The sequence below is a fragment of the Calothrix sp. PCC 6303 genome (genome assembly GCF_000317435.1).
In the GTDB taxonomy this organism is placed as follows: domain Bacteria; phylum Cyanobacteriota; class Cyanobacteriia; order Cyanobacteriales; family Nostocaceae; genus PCC-6303.
The window spans coordinates 345590-363261 of the sequence record NC_019751.1 but is presented as its reverse complement, the minus strand read 5'-3'; the positions used below and the strand labels follow the sequence as shown (position 1 = coordinate 363261).

Below are 17672 nucleotides of genomic sequence, written 5' to 3'. Positions count from 1 at the left end.
AACGAGTATTTCAAACGTGTAAAATTTGATAGTGATTAATTTGTTTGAAATTTTACTAGAATCTTAGTTCTAAATGTGTGTATTATCAAGCATTCATCTCACATTCCTCTGTTTCGATCGACTAAAAAATGATAAAACGCCACATAAATCCCAAAATCGATAATTTTCTTTGCCTGCAATTGTAATCCTCAACAGTTAATCTGCACTCATACAGCTTTTTAATCTGTAAGGGCAAAAGAGCGGACAAAGGGGAAATCTATAAAAAATCTCCCCTGATACTAAAACTATACGGTTTCTACTATTTCTCTTTCCGAGATATTCTCCATCCAAGTTGTAATTGCTTCAATTTCGGAAATTCCATTAGTTATAGCTTCAACAACAGATTTCTGATAGGAATTGGTAGCAAAATTGGAATTCTCAAATTTATCTTGTCCCCAATATAAACACATGGTTTTCACCAATTCGTCAATTTGATTTGGCTTCAACTGGTTTGGTCGTTCTACTTCCTGAAATTTCAGCCACTCCACAACTAATTCAACTGGATAATTCAGCAATGTACGAATTTGCTTAACACGCACATCTTGATTTGTTTCTAATACTGGAAAAACTACAGATTGATGTGGTTTAGTTTGGTGTTCTGGAAAAGAAAGCTCTTCTGATGTCGCAACTAATTTAGATTGAACGTTACTAATTATTCCAGCCCAATCAGCATCCCTATTCCATTCACTACGAATCCGAATTTTAGTTGCAGCATCATAGAGCCGACAAAACACAACATTTTCTTCTCCAGGTGTAGCAGCAATAATTAGAGGTTTGGAGAAGTCTTTAACCTGCGATACTGCTAATAAAAAGGTTTTGGCAAAATTTGTTTCAATGCCAGTTCTGACGATATATATTTCGTCTGCTGCAATCACAATATCCAGCTTTAAATTGTCCTTTCCTCTAAATTCTTTACTCGTTAACCGGAGATTCTGTAAATATCCAGTTAACCCTCTTTGCTGCACTGGAATTGTTTTCTCGTTGTTGATGTCGTAGTTATACCACAAGTATGATTCGCCGCTCAATTCTCCATTTTTGACATATAAATAAATCGGTTCTGGAGGATTGCAAAGCCTTAATTTGATTTCAGTAATCATTATAATTCCTCCGAATTCTCTTCAATAGATGTGTCTACAGATTGTTTTTGAGAGTTGACTTTATTTATCTGATATCCCGAAGCTTTTAGTACAGGGATTGCCGCATTTTTTACAGATGCTTTTGCTTGATGGTAAAGATATTGAACTACTCCATCAGCATCTTCTTCCTCTTCCAATTGCGCCCAAAGAGAACAGCCTAAATCAAGGGATTCATACGACCCAAGATTAAATTTCCGACTGTAGGATATTGATACGGTAGTAATTTTCATGCTTCATCCTTGAAGTAAGACTTCTTGGTTTTAGTTGAGATAGTGGGCGGTAAGACCCACCTTTTTTCGTCTTATGCTGTCAACAACGCCATATTTTCTGGGAGTGGCTTATACTTTTTAAGTTGCTCCCATTGAATAGCCGTCAATTCATCACACGGCTTATCGAGTAAGCCTTCTCTATGGGAAATTTCGCTTTGTGCACCTATAAAAGAAGTACGTTTAGCATCTATATCTGGTGAGGCTAACAGTATCTGTAAAAACCAAACAGCACTAAATGCAGAATCACATGGTATTTTATGGTGTTGCTGAGATGATGCTCTTGTTACCCACCAATTCCCATCTGTGCAACTAACTTCCCCAAGCTTCGTATCGTTGTAGTAAATACCATCATCAAAGATATCAAACTCAAACTTTTCGCATTCTGTGGCGATTTGCGCCATTATTTCATTACCAGTAGTTGCTTCTATCTGTTGTTGCTGTGTGGGCAATGTTCCTTGGGTGTAGTGCCATGTAATATAGCTGTCGCACTTTGCCCAGGTATTCGAGCGATGAATTTCTATGCCGTTTACCATGACCACCCAACGCTGGGTTACAAAATCATCGGTATCGTGAGTGATGGTGGCTATTAGCTCGTTTCCAGCATATATTTCATGGTCGTAAAATGATATTTCTACAGCCCTGATTTCTTTTTTGCCTAGAATTTGCGTCTGTTGTAGAATTTGGCTTTCTGTTTCAGTTTGTGCTTGCTGTGTATTGATTAGATGCGTCATAATATAGACTCCTGCAAAGGTTCAAAGGGCGATCGCTCCGTCTACCAAACAAGTGCGATCGCTTTTTGGTTGGTTTTCATAAATACAGTGTAATTCATTTGCGTCGCAAAAGCAAGATTTGCAACGCACAGTTTTTCTTTTTATAGGATGAGGAATTATAATTCAGTAGAACCATTGCAACGCAAAACATCGAGGAATATGAAGCTTGAAACACAAATAAACTTTCGTACTAGCAGCGAAATAAAAGAAGAAATAGAAAAGATAGCCAACAATAGAGGGGTAAGACCATCTCAGTTGCTTAACGAAATAGTTGCGGATTTTGTGAAGCGACAAGGAAACCAGAAATCAGAAAAACCAAATCTTGAGAAAGTGTATGAAATGCTTTCGCTTCAAGGACAGAGACTAGAGTTATTAGAGAAGCAGCAACAAGAAATGGCAAAAAAATCAGTAGCCTGAGAGAGGAAAATCAATCTCTCAGGCTGCAACGCGATCGCATCTTACAAATCATGAAAGAAAACCCGCCTCCGTCAACTGACAAGGCGGGTTAAATTTTATTACTGTTTTAGTAACGCAATGCATTTCATCGCGTTACAATGATTTTACAACAAAATACTAAAAGTAAGGGAGAAGAACCAGGACAGTCAGTTCTCAATTCCAATTCATATCCATAGCAGTTAAGGCAGTTTTGATTACTGCCAAATAATGCAATCAGTAAGGGACTTCCAGAAAATAAACTATTCCATTGGAAATAATGATAATCATTTTAAAGGGGGATGAAGGGGCTGCCGACGGCAGCCCCTTCATCCCCCTTTTGTAGTAATTTGAATAATGACTGAGTTTTTGAGTGTAGCAACTGGTGACTATAGTATTAACTGATTCTCTGAAAAAGTTGTTCATTGAAACTGCATCTCAATTAAAAGGTGCAGAAAAGCGTAGATTTATGGCTTCGACAGTTCAAAGCTTAGGTTTAGGAGGGCAAAGACTTGCACAATCAGAATTAGGATGGAATCGAGACACAATTCGCAAAGGAACAAGAGAATTAAAAAGCGGTATTACTTGTGTTGATAACATGAGTGGCAAAGGACGTTACAAAGCAGAAGAACATCTGCCAAATCTTTTAGAAGATATCAAAAAAATAGTTGACTTCTATAGTCAAACCGATCCGAGTTTTAAAAGTCAAAGACTATATACTAGACTCAGTGCAGCCGAAGTTAGAAAGCAATTAATCGAAAAGTCTGGTTATAGTGATGAAAAGTTACATACATCAGAAACAATTCGAGTCAAATTAAATAATTTAGGTTATAAGCTCAGAAGGGTAAAGAAAGTTCAGCCTCAAAAAAAATCCCACAAACTGATGCAATCTTTGAGCAATTAGATGTAGTAAATAAAGATGCAGATGAAGATAAGAGTGTTTTACGTCTAAGCATGGACGGAAAAGCCTGTGTTAAGATCGGCTCATTTGACCGAGGGGGTAAAAGCCGGGATGGGGTGAAAGCATCAGACCATGATTATAATCCGAAAACAACTGTAACTCCTTATGGAATATTTCTTCCAGAGCTTGACGAGTTATTTTTGTACTTTACAGAATCGAAAGTTACAAGTGATTTTATCGTTGATATTCTAGAAGATTTTTGGTCTTGTGAAAAGCATCGTTTTTCTGAAGTTAAAACACTACTTCTGAATCAAGATAATGGTCCGCAGAATAGTTCGCGGCGTACCCAATTTATGAAACGTATAGTAGAGTTTGCTCACAAACATCAAGTAAATATACGTTTAGCTTATTATCCTCCCTATCATAGTAAATACAATCCAATAGAAAGGACATGGGCAGTACTAGAAAATCATTGGAATGGGAGTATTTTAGATGAACTAGAAACGGCTTTAAATTTTGCTAGCACTATGAAATGGAACGGGAAACATCCAGTCGTTAAGCTAGTACACGAAACTTATGAGAATGGGGTAAAGCTTACAAAAAAAGCTATGGCTCAAATCGAAAAACAGATTGAGCGGCTAACCGATTCTAATCATGAAGTTTTCCCAAATTTAGGTAATTGGTTTATTGATATTTGTTGTAGTAAAACAAACGTGATTTCATTTTAATAGCAACATTTATTTAGGGGGTGAAATGAGCAATCGTACAGAAACTTACGCTAAGGCTGAAACGCCTGCTACATAAGCGTTTTAATCCTCCTGCTCATTTGGGTCATTTGGATCGCGTAATGGACGCATTTCTCCCTGCATAACTGCCAGAGGTAAAGAAAACTGATAACGCCCTAACATATTGACGTGGGAATGCCCCAAAGGCGATAGCCGCGCTATATCCTCTTGATTTATGCTTTGCTGTAAACCGATAGAGGTAAGTGCAGCATCCATATAATATGTATTCCATAGTACCAAAGCATTTACGACTAACCCCAAAGCCGAAAGTTGGTCTTCTTGTCCCTCCCGGTAACGTTGACGCAACTCACCCTTTTGACCATGAAATATAACTCTGGCAAGCCCATGTCGTCCTTCACCTCGATTTAGCTGAGTCAAAATTCGACGACGGTACGCCTCATCATCGACATAGTTTAATAGGTACAAAGTTTTGGCTATACGTCCCAACTCTCCAATCGCTCGACCCAAAACAGAAGGTTTGTCACCTCGGTATAAAGTTCGCATAATTTCTGACGCGCTTACCGTTCCCAATTTCAAAGACCCAGCAACTCGTAGCATGTCATCCCAATAATTCTCAATAAAAGAGGTATTGACTTTTTGGCGTGCTATTCCATTTAGAACCCCATAATCTGCAAGCGAATCTAAACGCCAAAAGCGAGCCTCTCCCACATCTGCTAGCCGAGGACTGAACTGGTAGCCTAGAGCACCAGTCCAGTAGAAGATATTGACAAATCAGGCAGAGTATGAATTATTAAAATTAGAAATTTCTTTATTATTAGTTTCAAACATACGAGCAAGAACGTGGAGATTATGAACAACAGCCATACGTCGAAGGTCAAAAAGGTTTTTGCGTAAGCCAATGTAGCGAGCTTTATCTCCTTGCCACTGACCAATATGAGCTAAAACTATGCTCAACACTAACGCGCTCGCGGAGTTTCTCACGTCCACTCTGTGTAGTTTGACGTTCCCGTAGCTCTACAAGTAGAGACTCGTCAGGGTGAATAGAGATACTGCGACCTTGCTTACTCTCTGTACATTGAGAGCGTAAAGGACAGGTTTGACATTCGTGTTTGGGGAAGTGGGACAACAGTCCCCTCATTAAAGGGTAAACTAACTCCATTGGGACAGCGAATGAAATAGATTTTCCCAATCCAGAACAAAAGGCATTTTTTATCAAAAAAATTACCGTTGCGGACTTTCCATTGCCTTGCAAATAATAGTCATATCAGGTGTGCGTTGTTTAACCCAATGACTAGCTAAATATGCACGGTCAATATGTAGCTCTTTGATGTCAAGAGTTGTTACGTTCTGGGCATTTAAGTCGAACTCAATTGCCATAGTTACAGATGCTTCTGGTTCGTTTGCTCTGGTAACACCAACAGCTCTTACCATTTGCAATTCTAAGTCTTTGAAAATATGACGTTTGTAACCATCAATTTTTTGGCTTGCGACTTTTACGACCATGACGCATATCCTCATCCTCAATTGAAATGCGTCTATCTTTAGCAACACCTTTACGGAGCTTTGGGGAGCCATCAGATTTCTCCTCAACATCTTGTGATTCAATTTGCCTCGCATCTTCAATGCTCTTGTTGACTTGAGTGCTTGTTTTTCATTCCAAATCAGTTTTTTGTTTGTACCCAAGACTCAACTGAGTCTAATGTTTGCAATATTGTAGATAGTGCAACATTACGAGCTTCCGGGTCATCCCAATCTAAATCTAAGGCAGCTTTCAGGCTCGTTCCCGTGATGATTTCTGCACCGATAGTCGCTGTAACGCCTGTAACACCAGAATCGTCCTGTTCATAATTCTGAGCTATTACGAATAATGCTTTCCTTAGTGCATGACCTAACAAATTATACGTGTCTTCCACACGTGCCGCTCCCCATAACGGGCTTGAATCTAAGGCTACTTTTAACGACTTCGGATTGTAACCTTCATGAAAATGTGCCATTTCAACTGTTTTCGCCACAATCCTCTGGTCAAGAGACTTTGACATCAAAAGCGCACGAAATCTAACTAGTGTCCCTTTGCCAAATGGAGCTTGTTCACAATCGAGACAATCTAAAACTAGCTGCCATCGCCTATCCATTTCAATCGCTTCTATTGCCTCGTCATCTGAAACCCCTGTATATGCTTGTAAAATTACTGCAAGTGCAAGTTGTGCTGGTGGTATTGGAGATAAACCAACACTACTGTCCTTGAATACCCTTGCTAACTCCGTTTGGAAGTCTGGGTCAAATAATTCGTGTCGTATTTGCCGCAAAAATACAAATAACTTTGCTTTGCGTATACGTTTCGCAACTTTTTCTTCTTTGCTTGACAGGGAGATTGGAGGTTCCCATATTAATGGACGCATAGTTTGCACTCCTCATACCTTATTCTCCTTATTCTCCTATAAATTAGCCTCTGCAAAAACTATGTATCTTGTCAACTACTTCTACTGGACTGGTGCTCTAGCTGGTATCCACAACTGCGGCTGCATTATTTTCTCACCATTGGACGGGAACAGCTTATTGAGCGCGATTCTAAAAGGGCTAAATCGCAGATAGAAGCGGGTGAGAGTGCTGTTTGGAAGCCTGATTTTAACCGGGGGCAGTTATTACCTGCTGTATTGTTGCTGGAGGAATTTAATATCCGTTATTTTCTCACGCCAGGGGTGATGTTTCGCGGTTCTGATGCGGAGTTGCAGAATTTGAAGGCTTTGGCTGTGAAGCATCGATATTTTATCCGTGACTATTTGGGAGTTTCTGTTTCCGAGGGGTTGAGTGCGATCGCTATTATCCAGAAACTACTGAGTAAGTTGGGGTTGAAGTTAACCTACGTTGGCAGGATGGGGAGTAGGGATAATCGAGAAAGGGTTTACCAGTTTATTGAGCCGAAAGATGAGCGGGACGTGGTTTATCAGGGATGGCAAAATCGTGTGGTCACTGTAGCTTGCGTCTTGGCTTGTCGAAGTGTTGTTGGTGTCCACCAGTGATAAATATAGTATTTACGAACTATTGTATTGGACACAACCTACAGGTAATTTCCCAATTATCCAGGAGGTTGAGTATTGCAGCAAGCAGGGAACTAGGGAGAGGTTGGGTGCGATACCAAAGAAAGTGGAACAAAGGGCATCGCTTAACAGAACATACTCAGGCAGAGGATAAGTTCAATACAGAAAGCTTAGTTTTTATACAGTAGTCAATATGTAAACATAATTCGCTTAAAAAGCTGTAAATGCTTACTAAGCCAGCTTTATACTCAACGCAGCTTTAATGATTTATTTTATTTGCAAGCAAAATATTATACTCATGCTTCAATAATCCGGAAACAGCAGCAGCCAGAGAGTATCCCGTAATTATACTTAATCATAGTTATTTAGGAACGCTGCCATGATTGTCACCGAACTTCTAATCGGAAAAGCAACTGAAAGCCTAGCTGGTCTTTTTATCGAAAAAGGCTGGAAAGGGATGGCAAAAATCGGGAAGATGGTCGATTTGAAGACTCAGCAGTTGTTTTTTGAAGCATCTCGGCAATATATAAAAAATTATACAGATCGTCACGGTATCTTAAAAGTTCTGGGAATGCGCGAACCAGTGGCTTTAGAGTCAATTTATACAACAGTCCAGTTTTTAAATAATAGTGATATTCGTCGTTTCGAGTCGATTGAAAATCTGGAAAAAGCTTACCGCGAAAATCGCAGCTTTCAATCACAAAATTCGCCAAGGCAAGATGGTTTAGCTGTTGCCAATGAGAAGCAATATTTGATGGTACTTGGTGGACCCGGTGTTGGCAAATCAACTTTTTTAAGAAAGATTGCTTTGGAAGCGCTGAAGGGGAATAAGGGTGAATACAAGCACGAATGTATTCCTGTTTTCATCGAAATGAAAAGAATAAATTCCAAGGATATCACTTTGGAAGAATTGTTGATTCATGAATTCGATATTTGTGGTTTTCCAGATGCGGAATCTGCTTTAAATAATTTATTAGAATCGGGACAATTACTAATATTATTCGATGGTTTAGATGAGGTTCCCAGTAAAATAGTCAGTCATGCGATTGAGATGGTTCAGAATTTTGGCGACAAGTACCATCAAAATCGTTTTATTATTTCCTGTCGTACAGCCGCATACATGAATAATTTTTATCGTTTTACCGATGTAGCGATGGCGGAATTCGATAGTATTCAAATCAAGCAATTTATTTTTAATTGGTTTCAATCAGAAGAAGATAAAAAATTAGAAACTGGTCAAAAATGCTGGCAAATTTTACACGAAGCGACCAATTCTGGTGCCAAAGAATTAGCAAATACTCCTTTGTTATTAACAATGTTATGTCTAGTTTACGACCATTCCCAACATTTCCCCAATAATCGCAGCGCACTTTACAAAAAAGCTCTAAGAGTATTATTAGAAGAATGGGCTGCTGAAAAACGGATTATGCGGGAGGAGATTTATAAAGGTTTGCGAACTGAATTGCAGGAAATGCTACTTTCAGAAATTGCTTATACAGGGTATGAGGTAGACCAATTATTTTTTTCCGAGGATGAGATTTTAGAGAAGATTAGATACTTTTTAGAAAGTAACTTGAATGCACCCAAGCATATCGATTGCTCATCTATTTTACAGGCGATAGCAATCCAGCAGGGTGTATTGGTTGAGCGTGCGGAGGATGTATTTTCTTTCTGTCATCTGACTCTACAGGAATATCTAACAGCACAATATATTATCGACAATTCCTTAATTGCAAAAATGGTCAACGAGCATTTATTAGATAGACGTTGGCGTGAAGTATTTTTGTTGATTGCGGGATTAATGCGCGGTGGTTCAGATGAGCTATTATTAATAATGGAAAAAGCTGCACAGAATCAACTATCAAACTCAATTTATGCGAGGAAAATTAGACCTTTAATGAGTTGGGTAAATGCAGCAACCACAGGTAATGCTTCAGAGTTCTCTAGTGCTGCAAAACGTGCTACAGCATTATTCCTGGCAACTGCAAGAGATAGCGCATTTGAGATAGCAACCCTCCTCAGCCCTAGTTTGACGAATGTATTAGAAATGAGTCGAATATCGGATTTAGCACGGGCAATAAATCCTAATTTTAGCCGCATGGCACAATATAATCGCACTCCCACTCGTCCGGCAACTCCAACCCGCGCTTTTACCCGTGCCATCAATAAGGCGATCGCCCAAGAGTTGGAAGAGTTTGATTTATTTCCTTACATCAATTTTACGACATTAATGGAGAGTTTGGAAACCTTGAAAGCAAAGGCTCCGAATGTTCATGAATCTTACAAAGTTCATCAAGGATATAATTCCCGTGTTTCTCAAACTTGGTTGAATGCTTTGCAGTTAAATCCAGAATTAACTATTTTGTCGTCTGAAGAATCCAATACTTTGGAAGATTATCTTTATATTAATATGCTCATGGTTAGATGCAAGCAAGCATCGATGAAAATTTCTCCGAACACCTGGCAAGAAATTGAAGCAAGAATGTTATTAGTTGCCAATTTATAAACTGGGGGTGGGGAAATAACTAACCGTATCCAATAGTTACAATAGCTCGACAGATGCTGTAGACTTTGTTGAATTTGACAGAGGGTAGTAGCGGGGAAATGTAAAGTAAATAGGAATTATGATTAACATAATTAGACGCGACGCTCTCCGCTTAGACCACTCCTACGGAGTATGACACTACCTAATAGTTTTACGCCAACAAAGTGATCGCTTAGAAGTTTATAGACTGGTAGAATATATTCAGTAAATAGGGTAAGCATCTTTTCTCTAAGCTCTATTTTACAAGAGGTCAAGATGGTCACCAATTCAGAGAATCCCACCCTGTCGATGGAGTTACCATCATCCATTGGGTTGCGTGTTACCCAAGCACAGTTTGCAGCTTTAGCGGCAGTAAACCGAGATTTGAAACTGGAAAGAACCGCACAAGGAGAATTAATTGTGAACCCACCAACAGGTTGGGAAACTGGGAAGCGTAACCGCAGTCTCACTGGACAACTAGATCGCTGGTACGAAGAAAATGAAAATTTGGGTGAAGCTTTTGATTCTTCTACGGGGTTCATTTTACCCAATGGTGCTACTCGTTCTCCCGATGCTTCTTGGGTAAGTCAAGCACGCTGGGATGCGCTAACGACTGAACAAAAAGGAACTTTTGCTAATATTTGCCCCGATTTTGTTGTTGAGTTAAGGTCTAGCTCAGATCGATTGGAGTCATTGCAACAGAAGATGAGAGAATATATTGAGAATGGTGCAACGCTAGCTTGGTTACTCAATCCGCAGCAGCGACAAGTAGAAATTTATCGACCAGGTGTAGAGGTGGAAGTGTTGGACAATCCCTCTGAGTTGTCAGGTGAGGGGGTGTTACCTGGTTTTGTGTTTAATTTGCGTCGGGTGTGGGGTTGAAAGTAATATCTCTCATAGTTTCGCCAAGCGATCACGCTCGATTTTAGACATCATTAACAAGTCATAAAATATTTATCTAGGGTCTGCTGAAAAAATGAAAGTTATAAAACTGGCAGCAGTTATCGATGATTTGGGAAATTTACACCTTGATATTCCCACCGAATTATCATCTGGTACTGTTGCAATACCTCTGCCAAATTAAGAGGATTCAACGCCCGTAGAAACGTGATGAATACGCCCTAAAGAAGTAAGCTTGGCAAAAATCCGGGTTAATAAAATAGGCTCAGGGATTTCTGGAAGCATTTTTAAGATCTCATGGACATATCGAAAGCCACGATAATGAGCCTTAAGATCAATAATGCCGGAGTCAGGATTCAGGATGCGGAAATCAGCGAGAAGATGATGAGATAAATTAACCATAAAGAATGCTAGATTAGCAGCATTAGTCACCGCAGTTTGACCGATGTTCATAAAGTCTTCCAATCCCCAAAATTGCTTGGCATCACGGAAGTTAAACTCGATCTGAAAGCGTAGTTTGTAGTAGTCAATTATTTTCTCAGATGACAACTTTAGGTCACTAGAAAACAGAATTACGTGACTGCGAGCATTAGTTTTCAGATTTGTTTTCACCAAAATAACTACATTCAGGGACTGGGCAAATTCTTTGTGCAGTAAAGTAGCTTGGTAACTATCGGTTTGGATATCCTCTTCGATACTACTTTGACGCAAATATTCATCAGAAATATTACGCCAGTCTAGTTTATCTCCGTATTTACGGCGTGAACGATGATTAGGGTCAGGATTTTGGTAAGGTATGTATAATGCTGAATCGTGGCGTAACTTGGAAATTATATGTAAGTTGACCTGTCGAGCCATCTGCAAAGCATTATTGTTTCCAAAATGACCATCTAAGACTAAGTAAGTCAGTGGGATAAAGTTAGCTACCAGCTTGACTAGCTCATTAATCATCTTCTTAATTCTGAGTAATTCAGATGTGAGAATTACTTCGGTCTTGTTTTTATTTTTACTCCCTTTTGGTCGTCCACGTCCACGTTTTTCTTTGGCTTTTATTTCTGGTCTTGGCGATACACTACTTTTTCTATATCGTTCTTTATTACCTGTTCTATTTGAATCGGAAATGAGTGCCTTTGTTCAACACTTACTAATGATAATGTAAAGAAAGATAGCCCTGATATTGGCTTACTTACTAGGCTGGAAAAGAATCTATCCAACCCATAAGTTTTTTTCCCAGATTTACTTACTACAACTTCATCTCCTGCAAGCAAATAAACCTCATTTGCACGGAACAAATGCTTGCGGAAAAATAGCCAAAACAATGTCGCCCAAGGGATTACCGTATGAAAAAATCTCAACATCGTCCGATAACTACCACCACTACCTGTCCAACGAGAAATTCCCAACATAGTGACTCGCCCGCTCATCGCTAACATTGCCAAGATTATTTGGTTCAATTGCTTCATCGTTGTAGCATTTATCTGCGGCAGGAAGCACTGTAACAATGATAAAATGTCAAACATGGGCGCACATAGTGGTTTTTGAGTTGTCGTTGTGAGAGACAATAACTCTACTACGAAACGCCCTACCTCTTCCTCTTCATCCTCTTACTTTGGCGAAGGTATTGACTGTTGATGTAGTTGTTGTTGTGAATCCAAGCATCCCAGATACTCCCCAAACAAAACCCTACGATTTTTCCGATTTGGCAGGACGTTTAAATTGGCAGGGCGATAGCGTAGCAGAAACAAGGTATTTATAGTAATCTTCCCAAAAGTGGCTAGTAATATTTAACCCTATAGTTGTTGTTTTGGGCTGTGATATTTTTATCTCATACTTGGGATTGGAAATATTAACTTTTCTTAAAGTGCGTGATGTTTTACCATTAGATGTAAAATGGTAAATCTGTGTTTTCGCAGATATACAACAAGTTAAATCCTATTCCTACTTTAAAATTCAGATATGACACTAATCAAAAAATCGGAACAGCAACTTCTGCTTAAAATTAAAAAAATAGAAGATGAAGAACAAAATATTCAACCGGATGCTAAGGATATTCCAGAGGTGAGAGAAGAGCAAAAACACCTAATTATAGAAAATACAGAATCTAATTATATTCCAGCGCGGGATAACCCCATAGTTCAATCCATTGGTAACTCAGGATGGCAAATTTCTGATATTTGGAGGGATATTCGAGTCGATAACTTTTCTGATTGATAAAGATAAATCGATGTGTTTTTCAACAGCGAAACCTTCTTTGCGATTCAGAGATTGGCACATCGTTATACCAAATCTCCAAAATCGCCTTTGAAACTGGGATAAAACCATGTTGGACTTAACAAAAATTCAAGCTATCGCTCAATCCTATTCTCCCCAAGAACTATTTGCAGCCTTAGTTTGGCAGCGTCAATTCAATAATTTTTATGGAGAACAAGTAATTACTGACCTTTCCCAACATCCAGAATTGTGGGTTAGCTTTTTGTTTACAAAACCAATTTTTGCACCAGATGAAAATGGTTTAAGTTTTGGTGGTGTAATTGATACATTGATTGCGATGGCTAATTATCGTCCAATGCCAGAAGATAGTATTATCCACTTTGTTAACTATCCGGCAGATACCCTGTATATCCTCACAGAAAATCAAGATACAAAGGTGTCTAAACTAGTAGATTTTGGGAAGAAATGGCAAGCAGATTCGGTGGATGTAACCGATGGTGCGGATGAAAATTACAGCTTTCGACTCAAGCGGCAGTTGAGATATAGATTTGAAGGGGCATTATGGGGAGAGGATAAACAACGCGATAGGGATGCAGTCGTTATTTCCTATTGGTGGGATTAATTTTCAGCACAAATTCTTCGTTCCCATACGGACAAAAAGTGAGAAAATAAATAGTTGTATAAGAACTTTTAAATCAATCTAATTGGTCGTATGGAATTAACAGAAATTATAGAGCAACTTAAATCTCCTTGAGATACCGTCACATAATCTTTCTTCCCAACTTAACGCAGTCAGCGTAATCCTTTCCCTCCTTGGCATATATCAAACTGATTACAACCTTGGATCGACGGGTTCGCTTTCCAATGCGAGTACCCCAAACACACATTCGTGTACCTGCCGCAAGGGTTTTTTTGCCACAAATCTTGATAATGCTTCGACTCCCAAGGCAAATTCTCGCATTGCCAGGGAACGTTTGTGGGATAGTCCTCGATGACGCAGACGCTCGCAGTTTTCTGGGCTGTCGTATTCGGCACCATAGATAATTCGTAGATATTCCTTCCCGCGACACTTTATCGCTGGTTGAATAATTCCCTTATTTCCCCTGACGATATATTCCATAGGCTTGAAAACCATTCCCTCTCCCCCGGTTGCGGTCATTTCTTCCCACCAAGTAATTCCCCTATTTTTACTGTTAACATCTGTTAAATCGATTACTTGATAATTGGTTGCTAGCAATAATTCCGGATTTGTTTTGGCAATTTTAGCGATTTCCTCCATGTGCCAGGTGTGGGTCTTATCTGTATGTACTGCCCCTTCGCTAGCTAAAATATGGAATGGAGCTAATTTGATGTCGGAAATATCCCCAACGTTCCAGCAGTAACGACGGTAAGCATCGACGTATAAATTCGCCATTTCTGCCCGTTGTTTGTAACTATCGAGTTGGGAGGATATGTCTACACCTCGATTTTGGGCTTTTTCCAGAAGTGCGATCGCATTTCCCAAACTTAATCTTGATGACATTCCCACAGGTGCATATTGTTTGGTTAATAATCCTTGAGCTTTTGCTGTCCAGGGTAATAATTCGCAGTCTAGACATACCCAGTCGGTGTTAAATATTTCCCAAAAGTTACTGTCGGTGAGTGTGGTATTCAAACGGGTTAATAATTCGGTTTCTAAAGTCTCATCGTTGAAAAACTTCCTTCCTGTGCGGGTATAGATAATCCCGATGCCTTCATTAATCACACCAAAACGTCGATTTGCGGCTGTTTCATCCCGACAAACCACAACTACAGCACGGGAACCCATGTGTTTTTCTTCGCAGACAACCTCCGTAATTCCTTGGTTTTGGTAGTAGGTAAAAGCTTGTTCGGGACGTTCCAAATATCCCGGTAATTGGGAAGTTTCTACCGGAGACATGGTGGGAGGAAGGTAAATTAACCATTTCGGATTAGCAGCAAACCGACTCATTACTTCCAGTGCAGCAATACTATTCTCTTCCCGGATGGTAATGTTATTCTGCAAACGGGTATTGATGATGCGTTTACCCAGGACATCTTCGATATGCAATACATCATCAATTTCTTGCTGTGCAGTTCTGTTACTAGCAATACCCAAGGGTTTGACGGGTTCGCAATAAACCTTAGCTGCATCCACGGAAATCAATTCTTTTTCGGGATAGCGCAACGCAGTTAATTTGCCACCAAAAACGCAACCTGTATCGATATCAATTGTATTATTCAACCATTCCGCTTCCGGTACGGGGGTATGTCCATAAACTACCATAGCATCACCGCGATATTCGCTTGCCCAATTAAAACGCACGGGTAAACCGAATTCATCAATTTCCCCGGTTGTCTCTCCATACAGGGCAAATTCCCGCACTGCACCAGAACCCCTTCCCTGCATTTCTTTTTTCATCCCTGCATGGGCAACTACCAAGTTACCTCCATCGAGGACATAATGACTTACTAGGGAGTCGAAAAATTCTCGTAGTTCTTTAATAGAGGTTTCCCGAATATCTTCCGGAATGGAATCAATTTCAGCTAAAGTTTGCTCCAAACCGTGATTTACCCGGACATTTTTACCCCGCAATTTTCGCAGCAATTTATGTTCGTGGTTTCCGGGAACGCAAATACCTGTACCTGCCTGTACCATGTTGTAGACAAGTTTTACCGTATCGAGAATGCGATTTCCCCTATCTACCAAATCACCTAAAAATACTGCTTTTCGTCCTTCAGGATGGTGGTACAGAGGAAAATTCCAGAATTTATCTGACTGTATGCTAGGTTTCTTCAGATATCCTAATTTTTGCAATAATCCTTCAAGTTCGTCACAACAACCGTGGATATCCCCAATAATATCAAATGGTCCCTTTTCATATTTGCGATTATTCCAAAGTGGTTGACGTTCAATTTCCAGGTTATTGATGTCCTCCAAAGAATTTAAAACATGAACATAACGAAAACCCTCTCTTTCCAAACCTCGCAAACTTCTTCGCAACGCTTGGGTGTGTCGTCTGACTACATGGGAACCGAATTGTCTATCTGAACGTTGGGCATTTCTTTCATGACAAACTTCTTCCGGAACGTTGAGTGCGATCGCAACTGATAAGAAATGATATTCTCGTGCTAGTTTAATATATTCTTTTCTATCTTCGGGTTGGACGTTGGTGGCATCGATTACGGTTAGTTTACCTGTTGCGAGTCTTTTTGCGGTGATGTAGTGGAGTAATTCAAAAGCATCTTTTGATGATGCTTGATTGTTTTCATCATCGGATACTAAACCACGGCAAAAGTCTGATGAGATAACTTCAAATTGTTGGAAATAGTTACGGGCAAAGGTGGATTTTCCGGAACCAGATGCACCGATTAATATGACTAGAGATAGTTCGGGGATAGTTATTTTCATAGAGGTTGAATATGTGTTTTTAACATATAGGAATGTGAAGGTTTACACCAAAGTTACGCTGAGAATACATGAGAGGAAGGTACGAATAAATTCGCTATATTCTTCTTTCATGGGCAATTCTAAATCCCGTTTAATTCTGCGTCTAATTGTTTTAACACTTAGTCCTGTTTGGGGATTAAATCCGTCTTTTTCGTATTCTTCCCAATATAATCCCGTGCCACGTTTTTGCCATTTTGGTAAATCATTAAAATTAATTCCATGTTGAAATAAAAGCTCGTTTTTCTCAGCTACAGATAATCCCGACATCATACTTGTTGCTTGTCTAGCAGTTTTCCCATCTCCTCGCAAACTCCAGTAACAGTGAGCGTTGAGTGCGTTACGATGTGCGTCTTCATTTCTCCAGCGAAAATAATTGACAACTTCGGTAATATTAGGAAGTTGGGAAATGCGGCAATCGAAGCAAGCAACATCTCCTAAAACTAAAGATAATTTAGCACTAGCTTCACCTGCTAAAATAGAGTTTAATTTACGTTCTTTTCGGCTAAAAGTATTTTCATCATGAGCAAAAAGTAAGGATATTTCATCGCTTTGACTATATCCATAAATAATATCAATGCCGCAATTCATCAAATGCTCTACCGTATCGAGCATCATATCCCGAAATTTTTCATCAAAGGGTGCTTTAAATTGATGCACTTCCTTGGTAAGACGGGTAAAACTCCGCCCATCTAATCTTGCGACTATATATAAACCCGGTAATACATAATGGTCGTGGGCTGTTTCAAATACGCGCATTCTCGTATCTAATTCGTCAAATTTCATTTTTCCACTCCTCTATTTGGAAAGAGTTATTAATATCGAGGTTTACAGAATAAATTGCATCAAATCCTTCTTCCCAAGTTGGGAATGTCAACTTTTTATGTGTTCCTAATAGTCCAATTAGAGGAATAATTTCTTTTCCTTGACGCTGGTTATTTCGTTGTTTACATTCCTCCAAGGGTGAATCAAAATAGTAGGCTTTAATTTGGAAATGATTTGCTTTCGCCGGGACAATATAGCGGCTTCTTTCGGCTGGTGTGGGATTCGTATTATCCACCACAAATGGCTGTTTCCCTTCGATACATGCTTGAATGAATATTTGCTCACGGTGACGAGTTTTCAGCATATCAAGATTGAGACGAATATGGGTATTGAGAAAATTTTCTCGGTAAAATGTCGATTTACCGGAAGCTTGAATCCCGACAAATATGATTGCTTCCATGATTTGCGATCGCTAAATTAAATGAATGCCAGAATT

The 17672-nt window shown here is 39.4% G+C and carries 14 protein-coding genes and 3 pseudogenes; 8 read left to right on the top strand and 9 right to left on the bottom strand.

Annotated elements, in window-relative coordinates; all coding sequences use genetic code 11:
* Positions 1-284: 284 nt before the first annotated feature.
* The 3 genes from CAL6303_RS01500 to CAL6303_RS01490 all read right to left on the bottom strand — a co-directional run bounded on the left by CAL6303_RS01500 (position 285) and on the right by CAL6303_RS01490 (position 2175).
* A complete protein-coding gene (locus CAL6303_RS01500; RefSeq protein ID WP_015196055.1) occupies positions 285-1136 on the bottom strand; it encodes a hypothetical protein in 852 nt (283 codons plus the stop codon).
* The gene (locus CAL6303_RS01495) at positions 1136-1405 is read right to left on the bottom strand and encodes a hypothetical protein (protein WP_015196054.1); all 270 of its coding nucleotides are present in this window, start codon (positions 1403-1405) and stop codon (positions 1136-1138) included. Before CAL6303_RS01495 ends, CAL6303_RS01500 begins: the two co-directional genes overlap by 1 nt.
* A gap of 71 nt (positions 1406-1476) precedes the next feature.
* Positions 1477-2175 (bottom strand): hypothetical protein, encoded by a 699-nt coding sequence (locus tag CAL6303_RS01490; protein ID WP_015196053.1) that lies wholly within the window; start codon positions 2173-2175, stop codon positions 1477-1479.
* 198 nt (positions 2176-2373) lie between these two features.
* Between CAL6303_RS01490 and CAL6303_RS01485 the strand changes: the two genes are divergently transcribed.
* On the top strand, positions 2374-2631 hold the full coding sequence (locus CAL6303_RS01485; RefSeq protein ID WP_015196052.1) for a hypothetical protein: 258 nt from the start codon (positions 2374-2376) through the stop codon (positions 2629-2631).
* Positions 2632-3037: 406 nt separating this feature from the next.
* Positions 3038-4275, top strand: a protein-coding gene (locus CAL6303_RS28915; protein WP_085953333.1) for an ISAzo13 family transposase whose coding sequence is annotated in 2 segments (ribosomal slippage) — positions 3038-3518 and positions 3518-4275 — 1239 coding nt in all. Because the reading frame shifts where the segments join, the coding sequence is not laid out codon by codon here.
* An 81-nt stretch (positions 4276-4356) separates the two neighbouring features.
* Here CAL6303_RS28915 and CAL6303_RS01470 read toward each other — a convergent pair.
* Positions 4357-5055, bottom strand: a pseudogene (locus CAL6303_RS01470) (Tn3 family transposase); the annotation flags it as partial.
* A gap of 9 nt (positions 5056-5064) precedes the next feature.
* Positions 5065-6692 (bottom strand): annotated as a pseudogene (locus tag CAL6303_RS01460) (IS1182 family transposase).
* Positions 6693-6950: 258 nt separating this feature from the next.
* Here CAL6303_RS01460 and CAL6303_RS29715 point away from each other — a divergent pair.
* The 3 genes from CAL6303_RS29715 to CAL6303_RS01445 all read left to right on the top strand — a co-directional run bounded on the left by CAL6303_RS29715 (position 6951) and on the right by CAL6303_RS01445 (position 10737).
* Complete coding sequence (locus CAL6303_RS29715; RefSeq protein WP_238993756.1) at positions 6951-7313, top strand: hypothetical protein; 363 nt, start codon at positions 6951-6953, stop codon at positions 7311-7313.
* 397 nt (positions 7314-7710) lie between these two features.
* Positions 7711-9837, top strand: a complete 2127-nt coding sequence (locus tag CAL6303_RS01450) for an NACHT domain-containing protein (RefSeq protein WP_015196051.1) — start codon at positions 7711-7713, stop codon at positions 9835-9837.
* 294 nt (positions 9838-10131) lie between these two features.
* Positions 10132-10737, top strand: coding sequence for a Uma2 family endonuclease (locus CAL6303_RS01445; protein WP_015196050.1), 606 nt, complete (start codon positions 10132-10134; stop codon positions 10735-10737).
* A gap of 198 nt (positions 10738-10935) precedes the next feature.
* Here the strand turns inward: CAL6303_RS01445 and CAL6303_RS01440 are convergent.
* Positions 10936-12275, bottom strand: a pseudogene (locus CAL6303_RS01440) (transposase).
* Positions 12276-12364: 89 nt separating this feature from the next.
* Here CAL6303_RS01440 and CAL6303_RS30155 point away from each other — a divergent pair.
* The 3 genes from CAL6303_RS30155 (at position 12365) to CAL6303_RS01430 (ending at position 13588) form a co-directional block, all read left to right on the top strand.
* Positions 12365-12511, top strand: coding sequence for a hypothetical protein (locus tag CAL6303_RS30155; protein ID WP_158333120.1), 147 nt, complete (start codon positions 12365-12367; stop codon positions 12509-12511).
* A 200-nt stretch (positions 12512-12711) separates the two neighbouring features.
* A complete protein-coding gene (locus CAL6303_RS01435; protein ID WP_015196048.1) occupies positions 12712-12966 on the top strand; it encodes a hypothetical protein in 255 nt (84 codons plus the stop codon).
* A 109-nt stretch (positions 12967-13075) separates the two neighbouring features.
* Entirely contained in the window at positions 13076-13588 is a 513-nt protein-coding gene (locus CAL6303_RS01430) for a hypothetical protein (protein ID WP_015196047.1), read from the top strand.
* 210 nt (positions 13589-13798) lie between these two features.
* Here the strand turns inward: CAL6303_RS01430 and CAL6303_RS01425 are convergent, their stop codons facing one another.
* The 3 genes from CAL6303_RS01425 to CAL6303_RS01415 are packed head-to-tail and all read right to left on the bottom strand — an operon-like array spanning position 13799 to position 17636.
* Positions 13799-16375 (bottom strand): polynucleotide kinase-phosphatase, encoded by a 2577-nt coding sequence (locus CAL6303_RS01425; protein WP_015196046.1) that lies wholly within the window; start codon positions 16373-16375, stop codon positions 13799-13801.
* A 42-nt stretch (positions 16376-16417) separates the two neighbouring features.
* Positions 16418-17197, bottom strand: a complete 780-nt coding sequence (locus CAL6303_RS01420) for a tRNA(His) guanylyltransferase Thg1 family protein (protein WP_015196045.1) — start codon at positions 17195-17197, stop codon at positions 16418-16420.
* Positions 17187-17636: an ATP-binding protein gene (locus CAL6303_RS01415; RefSeq protein ID WP_015196044.1), complete on the bottom strand. Its 450-nt coding sequence runs from the start codon at positions 17634-17636 to the stop codon at positions 17187-17189. Before CAL6303_RS01415 ends, CAL6303_RS01420 begins: the two co-directional genes overlap by 11 nt.
* Between the last annotated feature and the right edge of the window lie 36 nt (positions 17637-17672).